The organism is Streptomyces sp. NPDC001709 (genome assembly GCF_053596375.1).
In genome coordinates this window covers 1-19,266 of sequence record NZ_JBSFGB010000015.1, presented here as the reverse complement: position 1 = coordinate 19,266, position 19,266 = coordinate 1, and the positions used below count along the sequence as shown (strand labels likewise).

At 72.7% G+C, this 19,266-nt stretch carries 16 protein-coding genes and 1 pseudogene; 9 read left to right on the top strand and 8 right to left on the bottom strand.

Features of this window, described 5'->3' with window-relative positions; translation table 11 throughout:
- Nucleotides 1-68: 68 nt before the first annotated feature.
- Nucleotides 69-1,016, top strand: a complete 948-nt coding sequence (locus ACWC0C_RS22250; RefSeq protein WP_449200256.1) for an MIP/aquaporin family protein — start codon at nt 69-71, stop codon at nt 1,014-1,016.
- A gap of 20 nt (nt 1,017-1,036) precedes the next feature.
- Here ACWC0C_RS22250 and ACWC0C_RS22245 read toward each other — a convergent pair whose 3' ends face one another.
- The 3 genes from ACWC0C_RS22245 to ACWC0C_RS22235 form a co-directional block, all read right to left on the bottom strand.
- Complete coding sequence (locus ACWC0C_RS22245; RefSeq protein WP_449200257.1) at nt 1,037-1,402, bottom strand: winged helix-turn-helix domain-containing protein; 366 nt, start codon at nt 1,400-1,402, stop codon at nt 1,037-1,039.
- Entirely contained in the window at nt 1,399-1,872 is a 474-nt protein-coding gene (locus tag ACWC0C_RS22240; protein ID WP_450865352.1) for a hypothetical protein, read from the bottom strand. The genes ACWC0C_RS22245 and ACWC0C_RS22240 overlap by 4 nt, the downstream gene beginning before the upstream one ends.
- A gap of 127 nt (nt 1,873-1,999) precedes the next feature.
- The gene (locus ACWC0C_RS22235) at nt 2,000-3,079 is read right to left on the bottom strand and encodes a PucR family transcriptional regulator (protein WP_450865351.1); all 1,080 of its coding nucleotides are present in this window, start codon (nt 3,077-3,079) and stop codon (nt 2,000-2,002) included.
- Between the two features lie 239 nt (nt 3,080-3,318).
- Here ACWC0C_RS22235 and ACWC0C_RS22230 point away from each other — a divergent pair, with 239 nt between their 5' ends.
- The 3 genes from ACWC0C_RS22230 (at nt 3,319) to ACWC0C_RS22220 (ending at nt 10,587) form a co-directional block, all read left to right on the top strand.
- A complete protein-coding gene (locus tag ACWC0C_RS22230; RefSeq protein ID WP_450865350.1) occupies nt 3,319-5,508 on the top strand; it encodes a flotillin family protein in 2,190 nt (729 codons plus the stop codon).
- Nucleotides 5,509-5,632: 124 nt separating this feature from the next.
- Nucleotides 5,633-10,456: a DNA repair ATPase gene (locus ACWC0C_RS22225; RefSeq protein WP_450865349.1), complete on the top strand. Its 4,824-nt coding sequence runs from the start codon at nt 5,633-5,635 to the stop codon at nt 10,454-10,456.
- Nucleotides 10,456-10,587 (top strand): hypothetical protein, encoded by a 132-nt coding sequence (locus tag ACWC0C_RS22220; protein ID WP_450865348.1) that lies wholly within the window; start codon nt 10,456-10,458, stop codon nt 10,585-10,587. Before ACWC0C_RS22225 ends, ACWC0C_RS22220 begins: the two co-directional genes overlap by 1 nt.
- 46 nt (nt 10,588-10,633) lie before the next feature.
- Here ACWC0C_RS22220 and ACWC0C_RS22215 read toward each other — a convergent pair whose 3' ends face one another.
- A complete protein-coding gene (locus ACWC0C_RS22215) occupies nt 10,634-11,161 on the bottom strand; it encodes a hypothetical protein (protein WP_450865347.1) in 528 nt (175 codons plus the stop codon).
- A 73-nt stretch (nt 11,162-11,234) separates the two neighbouring features.
- On the bottom strand, nt 11,235-12,092 hold the full coding sequence (locus ACWC0C_RS22210; protein ID WP_450865346.1) for an SCO2400 family protein: 858 nt from the start codon (nt 12,090-12,092) through the stop codon (nt 11,235-11,237).
- A gap of 191 nt (nt 12,093-12,283) precedes the next feature.
- Here ACWC0C_RS22210 and ACWC0C_RS22205 point away from each other — a divergent pair, with 191 nt between their 5' ends.
- A complete protein-coding gene (locus ACWC0C_RS22205) occupies nt 12,284-13,060 on the top strand; it encodes a VOC family protein (protein ID WP_450865345.1) in 777 nt (258 codons plus the stop codon).
- 48 nt (nt 13,061-13,108) lie between these two features.
- Here the strand turns inward: ACWC0C_RS22205 and ACWC0C_RS22200 are convergent, their stop codons facing one another.
- Nucleotides 13,109-14,047 carry an NADP-dependent oxidoreductase gene (locus ACWC0C_RS22200; protein ID WP_450865344.1) on the bottom strand — a complete coding sequence of 313 codons (939 nt, stop codon included), beginning with the start codon at nt 14,045-14,047 and terminating at the stop codon, nt 13,109-13,111.
- A gap of 93 nt (nt 14,048-14,140) precedes the next feature.
- On the opposite strand from ACWC0C_RS22200, the gene ACWC0C_RS22195 reads away from it, so the two are divergent.
- Nucleotides 14,141-14,551: a winged helix-turn-helix transcriptional regulator gene (locus tag ACWC0C_RS22195; RefSeq protein WP_449200267.1), complete on the top strand. Its 411-nt coding sequence runs from the start codon at nt 14,141-14,143 to the stop codon at nt 14,549-14,551.
- A 4-nt stretch (nt 14,552-14,555) separates the two neighbouring features.
- Here ACWC0C_RS22195 and ACWC0C_RS22190 read toward each other — a convergent pair whose 3' ends face one another.
- A complete protein-coding gene (locus tag ACWC0C_RS22190; RefSeq protein WP_450865343.1) occupies nt 14,556-15,047 on the bottom strand; it encodes a MarR family winged helix-turn-helix transcriptional regulator in 492 nt (163 codons plus the stop codon).
- Nucleotides 15,048-15,178: 131 nt separating this feature from the next.
- On the opposite strand from ACWC0C_RS22190, the gene ACWC0C_RS22185 reads away from it, so the two are divergent.
- From ACWC0C_RS22185 to ACWC0C_RS22175, 3 genes are all read left to right on the top strand, one after another.
- On the top strand, nt 15,179-16,543 hold the full coding sequence (locus ACWC0C_RS22185; protein WP_450865342.1) for a pyridoxal phosphate-dependent decarboxylase family protein: 1,365 nt from the start codon (nt 15,179-15,181) through the stop codon (nt 16,541-16,543).
- 141 nt (nt 16,544-16,684) lie between these two features.
- Nucleotides 16,685-16,903 carry a hypothetical protein gene (locus ACWC0C_RS22180; RefSeq protein WP_450865341.1) on the top strand — a complete coding sequence of 73 codons (219 nt, stop codon included), beginning with the start codon at nt 16,685-16,687 and terminating at the stop codon, nt 16,901-16,903.
- 366 nt (nt 16,904-17,269) lie between these two features.
- Nucleotides 17,270-18,556 (top strand): M64 family metallopeptidase, encoded by a 1,287-nt coding sequence (locus ACWC0C_RS22175; RefSeq protein ID WP_450865340.1) that lies wholly within the window; start codon nt 17,270-17,272, stop codon nt 18,554-18,556.
- 66 nt (nt 18,557-18,622) lie between these two features.
- Here the strand turns inward: ACWC0C_RS22175 and ACWC0C_RS22170 are convergent.
- Nucleotides 18,623-19,266: pseudogene (locus ACWC0C_RS22170) on the bottom strand (hypothetical protein); the annotation flags it as partial.

The window sequence follows — 19,266 nt, the reverse complement described above, 5'->3', positions numbered from 1 at the left end:
TGCGGGGTGGGGGTTTGTACGCCAAGATGGTGATGTTGGCCGTATTGCTCTCTTCAAAGGGGGCCTCCGTGGCTGTCGAAATCCCTGCGATCATCAAGCCGTCCCGGCTCAGAAGCCGGGGCGGGCTGCTGGGCGAGTGTCTTGCCGAGTTCCTCGGGACCTTCGTGCTCATCGCCTTCGGCGCCGGTGTGGTCGCGACGGCCGTCGCCGCGCTGCCCGGCTCGGGCCGCGCCCAGACGCCCACCACGATCTTCCTCGCGGCCGGCGACTGGCTGTTGATCACCTGGGGCTGGGCGTTCGCCGTCGTCTTCGGCGTGTACGTGGCCGGCGGGGTCAGCGGCGCGCACATCAACCCGGCGGTGACGCTGGCGATGGCCGTGCGCCGCGGGTTCTCCTGGGCCAAGGTGCTGCCGTACTGGTTCTCGCAGGTCGCCGGCGCGCTCACCGGCGCCGCGCTGGTCTACCTCGTCTATCACGACGCGATCCACGCCTACGACCACGCGGCGCCGGGACCGAAGGTGAACGGGCACACCAACGCCACGTTCTCCATCTTCGCCACGTTCCCGGCGGCGTACTTCCACGGCGGCATCTGGGGGCCGCTGGTCGACCAGATCGTCGGTACGGCGTTCCTGCTCATGCTGATCGCCGCCGTCCTCGATGTGCGCAACCAGGCCGTGCAGGCCAACCTCGGGCCGCTGATCGTGGGTTTCGTCGTCGCCGCGATCGGCATGTCCTACGGCGCGAACGCGGGCTATGCCATCAACCCGGCCCGTGACTTCGGGCCGCGCCTGTTCACCTATGCGGCGGGCTGGAACAGCCTGGCCTTCCCGGGCAGTGTGTCCGGCTCGTTCAGCGGCTACTGGTGGATCCCGATCGTCGGGCCGCTGGTCGGAGGTGTCGTCGGCATCCTGGTCTACGACCTGTTCATCGGCGATGTCCTGCTCGTCCGGTCGCAGTTGCAGGAGCTGCCGGAGCCGGGGCGGTCGACTCCGGTGCGCACCACCAATGAGGAGTAGCCGCCGTCGGTGACGGACCGTCAGGTCCCTGGTGTATCGGGAGTGTTGTCCGGACCGGCACCGGTGGCCGCCGCCCGGCGGGCCGTCGCCGCGATCTCCTCCAGCGCCGCCAGGTGGCGGGCGAGCGCCCTGCGTCCGGTGAGCGTGAGCCCGGCCCAGGTGCGCGGGCGCTTGCCGAGGTAGCCCTTGCGGATGCTGACGTAACCCGTCTTCTCCAGCGCGGAGAGGGTCTTGCTCAGCGTGGAGTCGGAGACCTCGCAGTAGTCCCGCAGGACGGCGAACTCCGCCTCGCCGCACGCCGAGAGGTAGGCGGCGAGGGCCAGCCGGGTCGGGTGATGGAGTTCGCGGTCGAGAGCGGGCGGCGCGTCGCCCGTGGCGCCTGTCATGCGGTGCCCGCCTGCCAGGTCGCGCGCAGGATGTAGTCCGCGCCGTGGGCCAGGCCGAAGGCGACCATCCAGCCGGTCGTGCCGTACACGATCGCGGCCGGGAGGCTGATGGCCAGCGGGATGAAGGGCACCACCCAGGCATGCCAGGCGGGGCGGCCGGGCCCGCGGTCCCGGCGGATCCAGCGTGTCACTCCGCCGTGGTGCGCGCCGAGCCACAGGAGGACGAAGAAGCCGGTCAGGCTCACCAAGGCGGCGGCCATCAGCCATATCCCCCAGCGCGGCTCCCGGTCGGCCAGGCCCAGTGCGCTGAAGCCGACCGCGAAGGTCAGGCCCTGGCCGATGGCGTAACCGCGGGGCCGGTTGCTCTCGGCCTTGCGTGCGGCGGTGCGTGCGGCGGTGCGGGCGGCGCATGCGGCGGCGAGCGCGTCCCGCGCCTGGCCGGCGTCCATCGGTTCCCCCGTGCTGTTCATGTGTGCCTCCGGTGTGGGCGGTCGTCCAGGGGTGGGGGCGGGTGGTCGGGCCGCCCCCGGGTTCGTACTCGTAAGCATGGACAGTACTTTCCATAAATGCAAGTACTTTCAACCAGCCGGAGGCGGGTCACAGGGGACGGTTCGGCCAGTCCAGCAGGCGGGCGCCGATCACGGCCGTCTGGAGCATGTAGCGGTGGGCCGGGTCGGCCGGGTCGGCGCCGGTGAGCTGGTGGATGCGCTCCAGGCGGTAGGTGAGGGCGCGGACGCTGAGGGAGAGGCGGCGGGCGGCCTCGGCGGCCACACAGCCGGAGTCGAAGTAGGCGCAGAGCGTGTCCAGCAGGGGGACGGCTCCGCCGCGGGCCCTGGTCAGCGGGCCGAGCGTGTGCGACACCAGGTCGACCAGCGCCTGCCGGTCCCGCGCCAGCACCGGGTAGACGAGCAGGTCGGCGGCGCGCAGCACCGGCCCGGCCAGGTCGAGACGGGCCGCCATCTCCAGCGCGGCGAGGGCTTCCTCGTACGACTGCACCACCCCGCCGGTGCCGTGCTGCGGGCGGCCGATGGCGATCCGCGGTGCCGTGCCGGCGGCATCCGTCGCCGCGTACGCGTGCTTGGCGAAGTGGAGGAGGATCTCGTCCTCGTCGCCGGGCGCGACGCAGATCAGCCGGCCGTTCTTGGTGGTGAGCAGGATGCTGCGGGAGTCGAAGCGGGCGAGTACGGCGGCCTCGACCCGGCGGGCCACCGGGCCGCCCTCGACGTAGGCGGACGGCCCCTCGGCGACGGCCACCGCGTGCGCCCGGGAGAGCCGCAGGCCGAAGCGCTCGGCGCGCTCGGCCAGCCGGCCCAGGTCGCTGCGGCCGTAGAGCAGGTCGTCGATGAACTCCCGGCGCGCGGCCTCCTCGCGGCGTACGGTCATCCGCTGGGCGCGTTCGTAGCCCTCGGCGAACGCGTCGATCGCCTGTTCCACGGCGGCCAGCGTGGCCAGGCTGCTCTCGGCCGAGCCGTGTGTGTCCGGCCAGGCGGCGCGGGTGGCGGCCAGGTGGGCGACGACCAGCGCGCGCAGTCCGTGCCCGGCCTCGGCGGCCTGCTCGCCCAGCGTACGACGGGCCTTCAGTTCCTCCCTGGTCAGCCGCCGGCCGGTGGCCGAGACCTCGGCCAGCGTCCGGGTGAATCCCTCCAAATAGTGCTCGGATATCGCATGTTCCGTCACCCTGCCCGCCCCCGTGCCCCCGTGATCTTGACGCGCCGGTGACGCTTTCTTAGCGCATGTCCGGCATCCAGACAGTAGTGAACACTGCCGGAAACCGGCAATGCGCGGGTGTGTGCCCCGGTCGCACCATCCTCTGCGGGGAGCACTACGGAGGGTTCCGGTGCCGGGCACCGGCAGAAGTCCCGCACCGGAACCACGGGGGAGCTCCGACTTCATCGTCTGACGCAAGGACGTATGCCATGGAAGCCCTCGGCGTGCTCGCCGCCGTCTGTCTCGTCGTCGTACTGCTCGCGCTGCTGGCGTTCTCCCGGCTGTACCGCAAGGTGGACCAGAGCCAGGCCCTGATCGTGTCGAAGACACGGCGGGTGGACGTCTCCTTCACCGGGCAGGTCGTGCTGCCGATCGTGCACAAGGCCGAGGTCATGGACATCTCGGTGAAGACCATCGAGATCAGCCGCTCCGGCCGGGACGGCCTGATCTGCCGCGACAACATCCGCGCCGACATCCGGATCCTGTTCTTCGTCAAGGTCAACAAGACCGTCGAGGACGTCATCAAGGTCGCCCAGACCGTGGGCACCGAGCGCGCCAGCCACCAGGACACGCTGCAGGAGCTCTTCCACGCGAAGTTCTCCGAGGCGCTGAAGACCGTCGGCAAGCAGATGGACTTCACCGACCTGTACACCAAGCGCGAGGAACTCCGGTACCACATCATCGAGTTGATCGGCATCGACCTCAACGGCTACCACCTGGAGGACGCGGCGATCGACTACCTGGAGCAGACGCCGCTCTCCCAGATGGACCCGGCCAACGTCCTCGACGCCGAGGGTATCCGCAAGATCACCGAGCTCACGGCGATCGAGCACGTCCGCACCAACGAGGCCCGCCGCAACGAGCAGAAGGAGATCACCCGCCAGGACGTCGACGCCCGCGAGGCCATCCTGGAGCTGGAGCGGCGGCAGGCGGACGCCGAGATCAAGCAGAAGCGGGAGATCGAGACCTCCCGGGCCCGCGAGGAGGCCGAGACCGCCCGCGTGGTGGAGGAGGAACGGCTGCGCGCCCAGGGCGCCTTCCTGCGCACCGAGGAGCAGCTCGGCGTGCAGCGCGAGAACCAGGCCCGGGAGATCGCCGTCGCCGCGAAGAACCGCGAGCGGGTTCTCGCCGTCGAGAACGAGCGCATCGAGAAGGACCGGCTGCTGGAGGTCATCGCCCGGGAACGGGAGACCCAGCTGACGAAGATCGCCGCCGAAAAGGAGGTCGAGGCGGAGAAGCGGGAGATCGCCGAGGTCATCCGGGAGCGGGTCGCGGTGGACCGTACGGTCGCCGAGCAGGAGGAGTCCATCAAGAAGCTGCGCGTGGTGGAGGAGGCGGAGCGCGAGCGGCAGGCGCTCGTCATCGCCGCCGAAGCGGAGGCGCAGGAGAAGCTGGTCAAGGACATCAAGGCCGCCGAGGCCGCGGAGCAGGCGGCCACGCACCGCGCGGGCGAGGAACTGACCCTGGCCGAGGCCCGGTTGAAGACCGCCGACCTCGACGCCCGGGCCAAGCTGCGGCTCGCCGAGGGCGTCCAGGCGGAGGCCGCCGCGGAGGGTCTGGCCGCCGTACAGGTCCGTGACAAGGAGGCCGAGGTCACCGTCAAGGCCGGGCGCGCGGAGGCGGAGGCCACCGAGGCGCGGCTGCGGGCGGAGGCCGAGGGCACCCAGGCCAAGGCGCTCGCGGAGGCCGAGGGCACGCGGGCGAAGGGGCTCGCGGAGGCCGAGGGCGCGAAGGCGAAGTCCCTCGCGGAGGCCGAGGGCGCCCGGGCCGCCGCGGAGGCCGCCGAGGCGCGGCTGAAGGCCGAGGCGGAGGGCGCGCGGGCCAAGGCGCTCGCGGAGGCCACCGGCATCGGCGAGAAGCTGAAGGCCGAGGCCGCCGGTCTGACCGAGAAGGCCGCCGCGATGGCCGCGCTGGACGAGGCCTCGCGCGGGCACGAGGAGTACCGGCTGCGGCTCCAGGCGGAGAAGGAGATCCGGCTGGCCGGTCTGGAGACCCAGCGGCAGGTGGCCGAGGCGCAGGCGACGGTGTTGGCGACCGGGCTGGAGAACGCCGACATCGACATCGTCGGCGGGGAGTCGGTCTTCTTCGACCGGCTGGTGTCCTCCATCTCCCTCGGCAAGGGCGTGGACGGCTTCGTGGACAACTCGCACACCGCGCAGGCGCTGGCGAAGCCGTGGCTGGACGGTACGGGCAGCTTCACGGACGACCTGGGCCGTTTCCTCGGCTCGCTGGGCTCGGCGGACGTGCGGAACCTGACGGTGTCGGCGCTGCTGATGAAGCAGATCAAGGGCGGCGGCCCGAACGCGGTCCAGCTCCAGAAACTCCTCGACCGAGCCGGCGAACTGGGCCTGTCGGACACGCCGCTGACCGCCCTGAACGGGAGCGGTGCGCGCAGCTGAGGCCGGGCTGAGCGCCCTGAAGGGGCGCGGGGAACTGCGCGACCAGCCACCACGTACCCGCGGTCGGCAGACGACCCGCAGCCCCGAGCTCATAGCCGCACCGCCCACGAAGGGAAGCACCGCAATGTCCACCGCTGAGGCGCCGCAGGCCACCGTCGACGCCGGTACCTACGAGGTGCTCCGCGACCGGCTCGCCACGCATGCCGCAGAGCTTGCCCGGCGCGCCGAGGGCCTCAACGCCCGGCGGGCCGAGGAGTTCGGGTCGGTGACGCTGAACCTCGTTGCCACCGCCCGGCTAGGGACACCGCACGCGTGCGTGCCGAGCGACATCGTGGCCGTAGGGGACGCGCTCCTCTTCGGCGCGAGCGGCGGAGCCACGGACGCACTCGCGCTGTACGGCCGCGACGGCGAGCGCCTGCCCGAGGACGCCGTACCCGGTCTGCTGGACGACCCCGCGTTCGTGCGTGAGTTCGGCGCGCTGCACCGCTACTACCGCGCAGCGAGCCTGCTGCGGCTGCGCGTGGTCGACGGCCGGTTGCTGGCGGTGTTCCGCACCGGCGAGAAGGCCGAGGACGTGCGCGTACTGCGCTGGTCCCGCGCCGAGGACGGCCGCGTGGCGTTCCTGGACGCGCGCGGCGACCGCGACGACGTCTTCCCGCCGGCCCAGGACGTGACCTGGACGGAGACCACCCGGGAGGACCACGTCCTCGGCCGGGACCCGTACGTCGCGGTGCCCGGCGGGCTCGGCGTGTCGACCGTCGGCGGATCCCTCACCGTGCGCACCCCGGACGGCGAGGAGCTGTACGTCGAGCCCGTGCAGGAGCCGCTGCAGTCGCTCGCCGACGCCGCCCTCGCGCACACGAGCGTCGGCCCGCTGGTGCTGCTGCGCGTACGGCCGTACAAGGAGGACGCCGACCGGTACCTGGTGTTCGACACGCTGAGCCGTACGGTGCTGCGGCTGGACGGGATCGGGCAGGCGTGCCGGCGGCTGCCCGAGGAGCAGGGGATCGTCTTCCCCGGCGGGTACTGCCTGGCCGGCGGCGCGTACCGGACGTACGAAATCGACGCGGCCGGGCTGGAGTTCGAGCGTGAAGTCCGCGCGCCGAACGGCGAGGACGTGCTGTACGCCTTCCGGTCCCGCGCCGAGGGCCGCACGCTGCTGCTGTCGTACAACACCCTGCGCAAGGAGGTCGCGAACCCGCTGCCGTGCCGGGGCTGGGCGCTGTTCGAGGACGGCGCGCTCGCCGTGCTGCGCGCCGGCGGCGACGAGCCCGCGCACACCCATCCGCTCCAGTGGTGGACCTCGCCGTACGTCTCCGACACGCATGCCGCCGCCCTGCGCACCGGCACCGGCGCGCTCGCCCGGGTCGGCAACGCCGACCTGGTGCGCGGGCTCGCCGACTGTCTGTCCGTGGCCCGGCTGGTGACCGACGGCATCGAGACCGGCGAGGGGTACCGGGCGCTGGTGGCGGCCTGTGTGCGGGCCGCCGACACCCATCACTGGCTCGCCGATGAAGAACTGGGCGACCTGGCGGGCGCGTTGGGCGAGGTCCGGGCCACCGGCGAGCAGGTGCTGGCCGAGTTCGAGACCGTACGCGAGCTGACCCGGCAGGCCGCCGAGGCCCTCGACGAGGCCGCCGAGCGGATCGCCGCCGTGGTGCGCCGGCTGCGTGGCGAGGCGCCGCGCGAAGCCGCCGCCTGGGTGCGCGGGCTGACCGAACTCCGGCACGCCCACGGGCATGTGCTGACCCTGCGCGAGCTGCGGTACGTCGACGCCACCCGGGTGGCGGAGCTGGCGGCCGCGACCGAGGCCGACCTCGCCGGGTTCGGGCGGCGGGCGGTGGCCTTCCTGGCGCGCGAGGACGCCTTCGCCGGACAGCAGGAGGAGGTGGAGCGGCTGGTCGGGGAGGCGGCGGCCGTCGAGACCGTCGCGGGCGCCGCGCCCCTCGCCGCCCGGCTGGACGAGCTGGCCGACGGGCTGCGCACGGTCACCGAGGTCGTGACCGGCCTCGACATCGCCGACGCCACGGTCCGTACGGCCGTGCTGGAGCGGATCGCCGAGGTGCTGGGCGGCGTCAACCGGGCCCGCGCCACCCTCGACGGCCGCCGCCGCGCCCTGCAGGACAGCGAGGGGCGGGCCGAGTTCGCCGCCGAGACCGCGCTGCTCGCCCAGGCCGTCACCGCCGCGCTCGCCGCGTCCGGCACACCGGAGCAGTGCGACGACCAACTGGCAGCCGTATCGGCCCGGTTGGAGGACCTGGACGGCCGGTTCGCCGAGTTCGACGACTTCCTCGCCGAACTCGCCGACCGCCGCAGCGAGATCTACGAGGCCTTCGCCGCCCGCAAGCAGTCCCTCGCCGACACCCGCGCCCGCCGCGCCGAACAACTCGCCGTCTCCGCCGGGCGGATGCTCCGGACGGTCGCCCGCCGCGCGGCCACCCTCGCCGACACCGACGCCGTCACCGCGTACTTCGCCTCCGACCCGCTGGTCGCCAAGGTCCGCCGCACCGCGGGCGAGCTGCGCGCCCTCGGCGACAGCGTGCGCGCCGAGGAACTCGACGGCCGGCTGAAGTCCGCCCGCCAGGAGGCCGCCCGCGCCCTGCGCGACCGCGCCGACCTGTACACCGAGGACGGCCGCACCCTGCTGCTCGGCGGCCACCGCTTCGCCGTCAACACCCAGCCCCTCGACCTCACCCTGGTCCCGCACGGCGACACCCTGGCCTTCGCGGTGACGGGGACCGACTACCGCCGCCCGGTGACGGACCCGGACTTCGCCGCGACCCGCCCGCTCTGGGACCGCCACCTGCCGTCCGAGTCGCCCGAGGTCTACCGCGCCGAGCACCTCGCCGCCCGGCTGCTCGCCGAGCACGGCCCGGCCGCCCTCGCCGCCGCCGACGACCTGCCGGACCTGGTGCGCCGGGCGGCGCAGGAGTCGTACGACGAGGGCTACGAGCGCGGCGTCCACGACCACGACGCGACCGTCGTCCTGCGCGCCCTGCTGCCCCTGTACGAGACCGCCGGCACCCTGCGCCACGAGCCCGCCGCCCGCGCCGCCGCCCAGCTGTTCTGGGCCCACGGCACGACGGAGGAGGCCCGTACGGAGTGGCGGCGGCGGGCGGCGTCGCTGGCCCGCGCCCGGGACGCCTTCGGTGCCGTACCGGCCATCGGGGAGCTGGAGCGGGAGCTGGCCGGGGCGATCGAGGCCTGGGACGCGTCGGCGCCGGGCGGGCCGTCCGCCGCGTACCTCTTCGAGGAGCTGACCGGCGGTCCCGAGGGTTTCGTCCTCGGTGTCACGGCACGCACCCTGCTCGACAAGTTCCGGCACGCGGGCGGGAGTTACCGACGCGACCTGGAGGGGCTGACCGGCCTCGCCGCGCGCCGGCAGGTGGTGCGGGCCTGGCTCGGCGCGTACGCCGCCGCGACCGGCACCGAGGCCGGGCCGGGCGAACTGGCCGAGGCGGTCGCCGCCGAGCTGTGCCCTGGCCTGCCCCGCTACGACGGTGACGCCCCGCTCACCGCGACGGCTCAGGACCTGCTCGGCACCCACCCACGCGTGAGCGCCGGACAACTACCCCTCAGGCTCGACGAGTTCCTGGCCCGGACATCCCGCTTCGCGACCGAGGACGTCCCCGCCTTCCGCGCCTACCAGCGCCGTCGTACGACCCTGGTGACGGCCGAACGCGACCGCCTGCGCCTGGACGACCACCGCCCCCGGGTGATGTCGGCATTCGTCCGCAACCGCCTCGTCGACGAGGTCTACCTCCCCCTGATCGGCGACAGCCTCGCCCGCCAGCTCGGCACCACCGGCGAGTCGAAGCGCACCGACACCGGCGGCCTGCTCCTCCTGATCTCCCCGCCGGGCTACGGCAAGACGACCCTCATGGAGTACGTCGCCGACCGGCTCGGTCTGATGCTCGTCAGGGTCAGCGGCCCGGCGCTCGGCCACGCCGTCACCTCGCTGGACCCGGCCGACGCCCCGGACGCCACCGCCCGCCGCGAGATCGAGAAGATCAACTTCGCGCTGGCGGCCGGCAACAACACCCTCCTCTACCTGGACGACATCCAGCACACATCGCCGGAGCTGCTGCAGAAGTTCATCCCGCTGTGCGACGCGACGCGCCGGGTGGACGGCGTGTGGGACGGCGGACCGCGCACCTACGACCTGCGCGGCAAGCGGTTCGCGGTCTGCATGGCCGGCAACCCCTACACCGAGTCCGGGGAACGCTTCCGCATCCCCGACATGCTCGCCAACCGGGCCGACGTGTGGAACCTCGGCGACGTCCTCACCGGCAAGGAGGACGTCTTCGCGCTCAGCTTCGTCGAGAACGCCCTCACCGCCAACCCGGTGCTCGCCCCGCTCGCCGCCCGCGACCGCGCCGACCTGGACCTGCTGGTCCGGCTGGCCGCCGCCGACCCCACGGCCCGCGCCGACCGCCTCACCCACCCGCTGACGGCGGCCGAACTGGAGGGGACAGTGGCGCTGCTGCGCCATCTGCTCGCGGTCCGCGCGACGGTGCTGAAGGTGAACGCGGCCTACATCGCCTCCGCCGCCCAGTCGGAGGAGGCCCGCACGGAACCCCCCTTCCGCCTCCAGGGCTCCTACCGCGACATGAACAAGATCGCCGGGCGGCTGCGCCCGGTCATGAACACCGCCGAACGCGAGTCCGTCGTCGAGGACCACTACACGGCCGAGGCCCAGACCCTCACCACGGGCGCCGAAGCCAACCTGCTGAAACTGGCCGAACTGCGCGGCACGCTGAGCGAGGACCAGGCCGCCCGCTGGACCGAGGTGAAGACCGCCCACGTCCGCACCCGCACCCTCGGCGGCCCCGAGACCGACCCGCTGACCCGCGCGGTGGCCGCCCTGGGGCTGCTCGCGGACCGGGTGGCGGCGGTGGAGTCGGCCATCACGCGCGCCCGGGCGGACACCGGGGGACAGGGGCGCTGATGCTGTACTTCCTCGCACCTCTGACGGCCGCGCTCGCGTTCGTCGTGCTGAGTACGGCGGCACTGGTCCGCCGCGACCGACGACTGGCCCGGCGGTCACCGGCGGACGGGGACGAGCCGTACGGGGTGTGAGCGGGCCGGGAACCAGTGCTGATGAGCGTGCCCGCAGGGCGTGGCGTCAGCAGCCGTTGTCCGGGAGCAGTGGGACGAACTGGACGCGGGTCCGGTCGTCGGTGTCGAGGACCCGGTCGTAGTCGAGGCGGTCGACGCGGAACCAGACGTCGTCCCGCTTCCGGTCGCCGCCCACGTCGTCCAGGCGGACGCACCAGCGCTCCGGGCGGAGTTCCCTGCGGTACGTCTCGGTACCGCTCTGCACCTTGCGGCAGTTCTGGTAGTGCTCGGTGGTGTACCAGGTGCGGGTGCGGCGGCGGCTGCCGGTGCCGGAGGTCGAGGAGTGGCGGACCTGGTGGGTGCCGCTCGTGCACCTGCTGACCAGGTGGGGGCGGGTGGCCCGGGTGGTCTTCCGGGGGATGTGGCGGAGGGTGTCCTTGAGGCCGTGGACCGGGTTCGGGGTCGGGGAGGGGGAAGAGGAGGCGGCGGTGGCGCTCGCGGGCGCCGTGCCACCGGTGTTACCGCCGCCGCACGCGGTGAGCGCGGCCAGCAGGAGTGCCGTGACGCCGGCCGCCCTCAGTCGCTTGTCGAACATGTGTCTCCCCCTGTTGTCGGACGCGTAGCGTAGTCGATCGCCGTCCCGCCTTACCGCGTGCGGGAAGCCGGGCTCAGCCCAGGCACACCAGCACCAGGCAGAGCTGGCCGGACGAGGGCTGCGACGAGGACGGGGCGGAGGCGGAGGTGCCGCTGCCGTTGCTGCCGGTGTCATTGCCCGTGCCCGTGCCGGTGGAGGGGGCCGGCTGTGCCGTCGTGCCGGAGGTGCCCGAATTATTCGAAGTGCCGGTGTTCGTGCCGGAGGACGACGGTGGGGTGCTCCGTGGCAGCGGGGTGGCCGGGATGGCGGACGCGGCCGGCTGCTGGGCCACCGCGGCGGTGTGCGGGTGGGCGGCCGACGGGGCCGTGCGGTGCGTGGGCGTGAGGGTCTGCTGGTGGGGGACGTTGACCGCGGGCGTCCGTGCCGTCGCCGTGGCGGGGGTGTGCCGGTGGGTCGCGGCGGGCGGTACCGGCGTGGACGCCGGCCGGCTGGGCGCGGCCGACGACGGCTGCTCGGTGAGGCCCATGCTGCGGTTGTCCGGCGCGCTGGCCGCCTGGGCACGGTCACCGGAGCCGCGGTCCAGCGAGGCGAGCGTCAGGCCGCCGCCGACGAGGGCGACGGCGGTCGCCACCACGGCCCTGCGCTGGCTCTTCTTCCAGCGGGCCCGCTGCCGGCGCCGGGCCGCGCGTCCCTGCGGAGCGGGCGGCGCGTCCTCGACGTCGGCGGGCGGCTCGGCGGCGGGTTCCGCGGCACCGGCGGCCGTGGCGGCCATCGGGTGGGGCCGCAACCAGCTGTCGTCGGCGACCGGCGCCGCTGGCTCGGTCCGGGGGCCGTCGGTGCCGGGCGGGGCTATGTCCGGGGCGTAGGCACCGCACCCCGGGCAGACCAGGGCGCCGTTGAGGTGCCGGCGGCACGAGGAGCAGTAGTCCATCTGCGGTCTTCCTGAGTCCAGGGGAGCGGGCGATCAGTCACGGTAACGAGCCTTTCGAAAGGCTGTGTGCAGCCCGTGTGTCACTCCTGCACAGATTCGTGGGGTTCTTTTCCCGTGTCCCGGCCCGGTCCGGGCCGGGACCGTCGGCATAGTGGCGGGCGGCTTCGCACCGGACCCGCAGGAGGAGACGCATGCTCGGCACACAGTTCCGCACCGGCTCGCCCATCTGGATCGACCTGGGCAGCCCCGATATCGACACCACCGCCGCGTTCTACGGTGCCGTCTTCGGCTGGGAGTTCGTGTCCGCAGGACCGGAGGCGGGCGGTTACGGCTTCTTCCGGAAGAACGGCGACACGGTGGCCGCCCTCGGCCCGCTGACCGAACAGGGGGCGCCGCCCGCCTGGATGACGTACTTCCGTACCGACGACGCCCGGGCCACCGCGCGGGCCGTGACCGAGGCCGGCGGTACGGTGCGTGCCGAGCCCATGACCATGGGAGAGGCCACCTTCGCCCAGTTCACCGACCCGCAGGGCGCGCAGTTCGCGGTGCTGGAGAACGGGCAGGGCCTGCAGCGGGCGTCGGAGGACGACACGCTGGTGTGGGTCGAGCTGCATGTCGGTGACCCACAGGCGGCCATCGGCTTCTACCGCGGGCTGTTCGGCTGGCGTGCCCAGGAGATGCAGGCGCCGGGCATGACGTACCAGGTGCTCAGCATCGCGGAGGGCGACCAGCAGGAGGGTTCCTTCGGGGGTGTGGCGCCGCTGCAGGAGGGCGGCGCGCAGGAGGCGCGCTGGGTGCCGTACTTCGCCGTGGCCGACGCGGACGCGATCGTCACCGCGACGGGCGACAACGGCGGCACGGTGCTGATGCCGGCGGCGAACGTCCCCGGCGTCGGCCGCATCGCCTGGCTGACCGACCCGACCCAGGCGGTGTTCGCGGTGCTCAAGCCGGACCCACGCCAGACCTGAGGCCTCGTCGCCACGCCCCACCGGCCCCTCTCGAAGACCTCGCGCCTCTCAGGGGACGAGGACGATCTTCCCGGTGGTCCGGCGGGCCTCGATCGCGCGGTGGGCGGCGGCGGCCTCGGCGAGCGGGTAGGTCTGCTCGACCATGACCCGCAGCCGGCCCGCCTCGATGCGTTCGGTGATCTGCTCCAGCACCTCCCCGGAGGGCTCGGCCGTGACCCAGACATAACGCAGACCCCGGGCGGCGGCCTGCTGTTCGTCCACGCCCGGGTCGATCGACGCGCCGATGAGCAGACCGCCCGGCCGGAGCACGTCGAGGGAGCGCGGCCCGTACGCACCGCCGACCAGGTCCAGTACGACGTCCACCGGGGCCACGGTGGTGCGGAAGTCGGCGGCGGTGTAGTCGACCGGTTCGTCGGCGCCCAGCTCGCGCAGCAGGTCGTGGCGGGACGCCCGCGCGGTGCCGATGACATGCGCCCCCAGCTCCTTGGCCAGCTGCACCGCGACATGGCCGACGCCGCCCGCCGCCGCATGGATCAGCACCCGGTCGCCGGGCCGGACCCGGGCCAGCACGGCCAGCGCCTGCCAGGCGGTGAACGCGACCAGGGGTACGGCCCCCGCGTGCACCAGGTCGAGGTTCGCGGGCGCGGGCGCCAGTACGTCGGCCGGTACGGTGGTGAACTCGGCGTACGCACCGTGCCGGGTGACGGCGAGCATGCCGTACACCTTGTCGCCCGGCGCGAACCGCGTCACGCCCTCGCCGACGCGCTCGACGACGCCGGACACGTCGTTGCCCGGCGTCCACGGCGGTTCCACCAGTCCCGGCACCCGGCCGGCCCGGAGCACCGCGTCCCCCGGGTTCACCCCGGCGCCGACGACCCGCAGCAGCACCTCGCCGGGGCCGGGCTCCGGCACCTCGGTCTCGGTGTGGACGAGCACCTCGGGACCGCCGAACGCGGACTGGACAATGGCGTGCATACGGGCGGGCATCCGGACTCCTCGTCAGTGGCTGCGGGTGCCTCCATGGTCGGTCCGGGCAATCACCCTGCGGAAGAACGCACTTGTCTGATATCGAGGTTCCTCATGGATACCGGCTTCGACCTCAGGGAACACGGCGGCGTGGATGTCTTCCTGCGCGACTGCCCCACCCGCGCGGTGCTGGAACTGATCGCCGGCAAGTGGACCATGCTGGTCCTGGTGGCGCTGGAGGACGGCCGTCCCATGCGCTTCGCCGAACTGCGCCGGCGCCTGGACGGCGTGACCCCGAAGGTGCTCACCCAGACCCTGCGCGCCCTGGAACGCGAGGGCCTCCTGACCCGCACGGTGTACCCGACCGTGCCGCCCCGCGTGGAGTACCGGCTGACCGAACTGGGCCGGGAGGCAGGGGGGTTGATCCAGAGCATCACCGACTGGTCCCAGGCGAACATCACCACCATCCAGGCCGCGCGAAAGGAGTTCGACGAGCGCACGGCCGGTTGCTCACCCGCTGTTTGAGCCCTCACCCGGACTGTTCGCGCAGCGCCTTGTCGATCTCGCCCAGTGCCCTGGTCAGTTGCGCGTAGTCGTCGGCCGGCAGCGGCTTGACGAAGTACTCCTCCACCACACCGGCATGGACGGCCGCGGCGCGCAGAAAGGTCCTGCGTCCCTCGGTGGTCGGTTCCACCAGGGCCACCCTCCGGTCCCCGGCGGACGGGACGCGACGGACCAGCCCGGCTTCCTCCATGCGGTCGACCAGGCGGGTGGTGCCGCTGCTGGTGAGCGTGAGGTCGTCGGCCAGCTGCCGCTGGGAGACCTCCTCGCCGGGCCGGCGGCAGAGCCGTATCAGCACCTCCAGCATGGTGTGACTGATCCCGCACTCGCGCCGCAGGGCACTGTCGATCCGCTGTTCCAAGCGGGTGGCGGACTTGATCAGCAGGCCGAAATCCCGCACGAGCCGGCTGTTGGCGGCACGTGCGACGGCTTCGTCGCTGTGCTGGGGCGTGGCGTTCATCGAGGCCGATTTTACTGCCACCTCACTCACTGCCTCCTCACCTACTGCTGGCTCAATTGCTGTGCACTCAATTGCTGAGCAGTCAGCGAAATCCTAGGGTGGGCGCACCCCCGAGAGCGAGAGGGAGATCAATGGATCTGCAGCACTGGCTCGGCCGAGCCACCCACGCGATACAGGACTGGGCCGCCGGCTTCGGCCCCTACGAGTCCCACCCGTCCCTCCAGGTGGACGACGACCGCTTCGCGGCGGCCTTCGAGGAGTTCACGGGCCGGCTGAAGGACAACTACCCCTTCTTCCACCCGCATTACGCGGGCCAGATGCTCAAGCCCCCGCACCCCGCGGCGGTGGTCGGCTATCTCACCGCCATGCTGATCAACCCCAACAACCACGCCCTGGACGGCGGCCCCGCCACCGCCGCGATGGAACGCGAGGCCGTCGCCCGGCTCGCCGCCATGTTCGGCTACGACACCCACCTCGGCCACCTCACCACCAGCGGCACGATCGCCAACCTCGAAGCCCTCTTCGTCGCCCGCGAACTCCACCCCGGCCGGGGCATCGCCCACAGCGCCGACGCCCACTACACCCACGGCCGCATGTGCCACGTCCTGGACATGACGAGCCATCCCGTGCGCACCGACGGCCGGGGCCGCATGGACATCGAAGCGCTGGAGGACGTACTGCGCACGGACCAGGTGGGCACCGTCGTCCTCACCACCGGCACCACCGGACTGGGCGCCGTCGACCCCGTCCACGAGGTCCTGCCCCTCGCCGAGCGCTACGGCGTCCGGGTCCATGTCGACGCCGCGTACGGCGGCTTCTTCACCCTTCTCGCCGGCGCCGACGCCCCCGAGGGGCTGCCCCCCGAGCCCTGGCGGGCGATGGCCCGGGCCGACTCGATCGTCGTGGACCCGCACAAACACGGCCTCCAGCCCTACGGCTGCGGAGCGGTCCTCTTCCGCGACCCCGACGTGGGCCGCTTCTACCTCCACGACTCCCCGTACACCTACTTCACCTCCGCCGACCTGCACCTGGGCGAGATCAGCCTGGAATGCTCCCGGGCCGGCGCCGCCGCGGCCGCCCTGTGGCTCACCTTCCAGCTCCTGCCGCCCACCCCCGACGGCCTCGGCCAGGTCCTGGCGGCCGGTCGCCGAGCGGCGCTGAAGTGGGCGGCCCTGATCGAGGCGTCGGAGTTCCTGGAGCTCTACCAGCACCCCCAACTGGACATCGTCACCTACTTCCCCGCCCTCGACCCGCCCGCCCTCAGCGCCATCGACGCGGCCTGTGCCCGCATCCTGGCGGACGGCATGAGCGGCCCCGACCCCGTCTTCCTCAGCACCCTCAAGGCCGGCCGCGAGGCGTTCGCCGCCCGCCACCCCAAGATCACCGCGGACGCGGACGGCGCCCGGATCCTGCGCAGCGTCCTCATGAAGCCGGAGTCGGAGCACCGCGTCGAGCATCTGCACCACCGCCTCGAACGCCTGGCCCGGCCCGCCTGACTTCGGCGCATCGGCCACCTGGCTGATCCTCAAGGCCCCCGGATGACACGCCCGGTGAGCGCCGCGAAGTATGTCCGATTAGCCTCCGAATTGAGCGCAGAATGGATCTTTTGACGTGCGCTCCGGATCCAAGGAGGAGAAATGGGCAAGCTCCGCAAGGCCGCTGTGGCGGCCGTCATCATCGGCAGTGTCAGCTTCATAGCCACCGGCGCCACAACCGCCCAAGGCGCGGTGAGCATGCGGGGTGGCGGCTGCACGAACGTCGACGTTCTCGGTGAGGTAGGTGTCGGCAACGGAATTCTCGGCAACCTGCTGAACGGCGAGGGCGACCCAGGTGCTCAGTCCACCTCCTTCTGTTAGTGGCAGCCGTGTCATGTAGCTCACCGAACGGGGTATCGGCGTCCGTGCCATGAGCCCGGCGCCGTCCGGCCATCAGTGGCCACTTGTGTGCATGTGGGAGTGGGAAGCAGAGGGCCCCGGACCGTGACAGGTCCGGGGCCTTCGCGCGGGTGCGGGGCGCCGCGAACCGCGGCGTACGAGCGGCTGATCGCCGACGGCCCGTTCCGCCTCTCCGTCATGACCGACTGATCTCGCATCAACTGCGGTGCGAGCCTTGCCGTTTGCTGCCCTCGCTCTCTACGTTAAGTGCGGCCTTAAGTTCACTTAACTTGCTACTTAAGCGAGGTTCTCGTGCCGCATCGCGCAAGACCGCCCAGGCGCCGGGTCATGGCTGCCGCAGCCGCCCTGGTCGCCGCCGCGGCGCTGCTCATCGGAGTGAAACCGGCACCGGCCGAGGCGGCCGGTGCCCCCGCTCACCCCCAGCACGTCGAGTACTTCCCCGGACCCCGGGCGGAACCCCGTGAGGTGACCGTCCCGGCGGACGCCCCCGCCGCGACGGCCCGCCACGCGCCGATCACAGGAGGCGCCGGCCCGGCGGTGCGGGCGCTCCAGCGGACCGGACCCGTGGCCGGGCGGCTCGACCTGGTGGTGATGGGCGACGGCTACACGGCGGACGAACAGGGCGAGTTCGCCAAGGCCGCCAAGGAGAAGCTGGACGCCATCTTCGGTATCGAGCCGTACCGGAGCTACCGCGGCCTGTTCAACGTCTGGCTGGTCGACGCCGTCTCCCACGACTCCGGCGTATCCGCCGACCCCACGTCCGATGTCGTGAAGGACACCGCACTGGGCGCCCACTTCTTCTGCGACGACCTCGAGCGCCTGCTGTGCGTCGACACGGACAAGGTCGCGCACTACGCCGCCCTGGCCCCGGACGCCGACATCGTCTTCGTCATCGCGAACTCCACCAAGTACGGCGGCGCGGGCTACTCCGCCGGCGACCTGCCCGCGGGCTCCCCCTTCCACGGCGTGGCGACGATGTCGTCCGACAACGACAGGTCGTACCTCATAGGCGCGCATGAACTGGGCCACTCCATAGGCCACTTGGCCGACGAGTACCAGTACCCGGGGTACGGCCCCTACCCGAACGCCGAGGAACCGGCCGCCGCCAACCTCACACTCCGCCGAGACCCGGGCACGACGAAGTGGTACCGCTGGCTCGGTGCCCAGGACCCGACGGGTTCGGTCGTCGGCACGTACGAGGGCGGGGGGTACTACGAGACGGGCATCTACCGGCCGACCGAGACGTCCATCATGCGCTCCCTGGCCTCGCCCGAGTTCAACGTCGTCGGCCGCGAGGAGATGATCGCCGGCTTCTACGCCGACGCGGACGCGCTGACCTCCACCGTCCCCACGTCCCGGCCCGTCGGGCAGGGGAAGCGGATCACCGTACGCCTCGCCCCGCTGACCGGCCTCGCCGACCTCGAACTGACCTGGTCCGTCGACGGCACGCCGGTGCCGTCGGCCACCGGGGACCTGTCGGTGACGCCGCACGAACTCGGCGTCCACGGCCGGGGCCACCGGATCACGGCGACCGTGACCGACGAGACGACGGCCATACGGGACCCTGCCGTCCGGGCACAGACGTCCGACTCGCTGACGTGGACGGTACGGTGACGGGCGTGCCGGGCGTGCCCGGCGTGCCCGGCGTGACGGGCGTGCCGCAGTAGGCGCGGCGCCGGGCTAATGGTGCTTCCCGCTGTCCTTCCCGCCGTCCTTCCCACCGTTCGCCCGGCCGCTCCCGTCCGTGTCATGCGTGCCGCCGGCACCGGCGCCTGACGTGCCCTTGCCCGAAGTGCCGTTGCCGGAGGCGCCGTTGTTCCCCGCCGTGCCGTGGTCGCCGTGTGCGGCGCTCTTGTCAGGTTTGCCCGGGCCGGCCGACCCGCTCGGCGTGGCCGTCGCCCGTCGCAGCTGCTCGGAGCAGTACGCGGCGACCTTGTCCTTACCGCCGGCGGCCGCGACGAGTCGCTGCCAGGAGGTCGCGTCGAGTGCCTTGCCGTGCTTTCCGACCTGTGCGTAGGCGCGGCAGTGGGCCTCGGTGTCCTTGGCGGTGGTGGGGCGGTCCGTCGGTCCGGGGCCGCCGGACGGCGCCGACGGGGCAGTAGCGCCCGGCCCGCCCGGGGCGACCGCCGACGGGTGCGCGGCCCCCCGGCCGGTACCGGCACCGTGCGCGGAGGAGTGGGCGGAACCGATGGCCGCGACCGCGACGCCGCCCAGGGTCAGGCTGGCGAACACCACGCCGAACGTCATCCGCACCGGGCGCCGGGCGCGCCGCTGTGCGGGCAGCCGCCAGTCGTCCCGGCGCCGGGTACGCGCCCGGCGCCCGC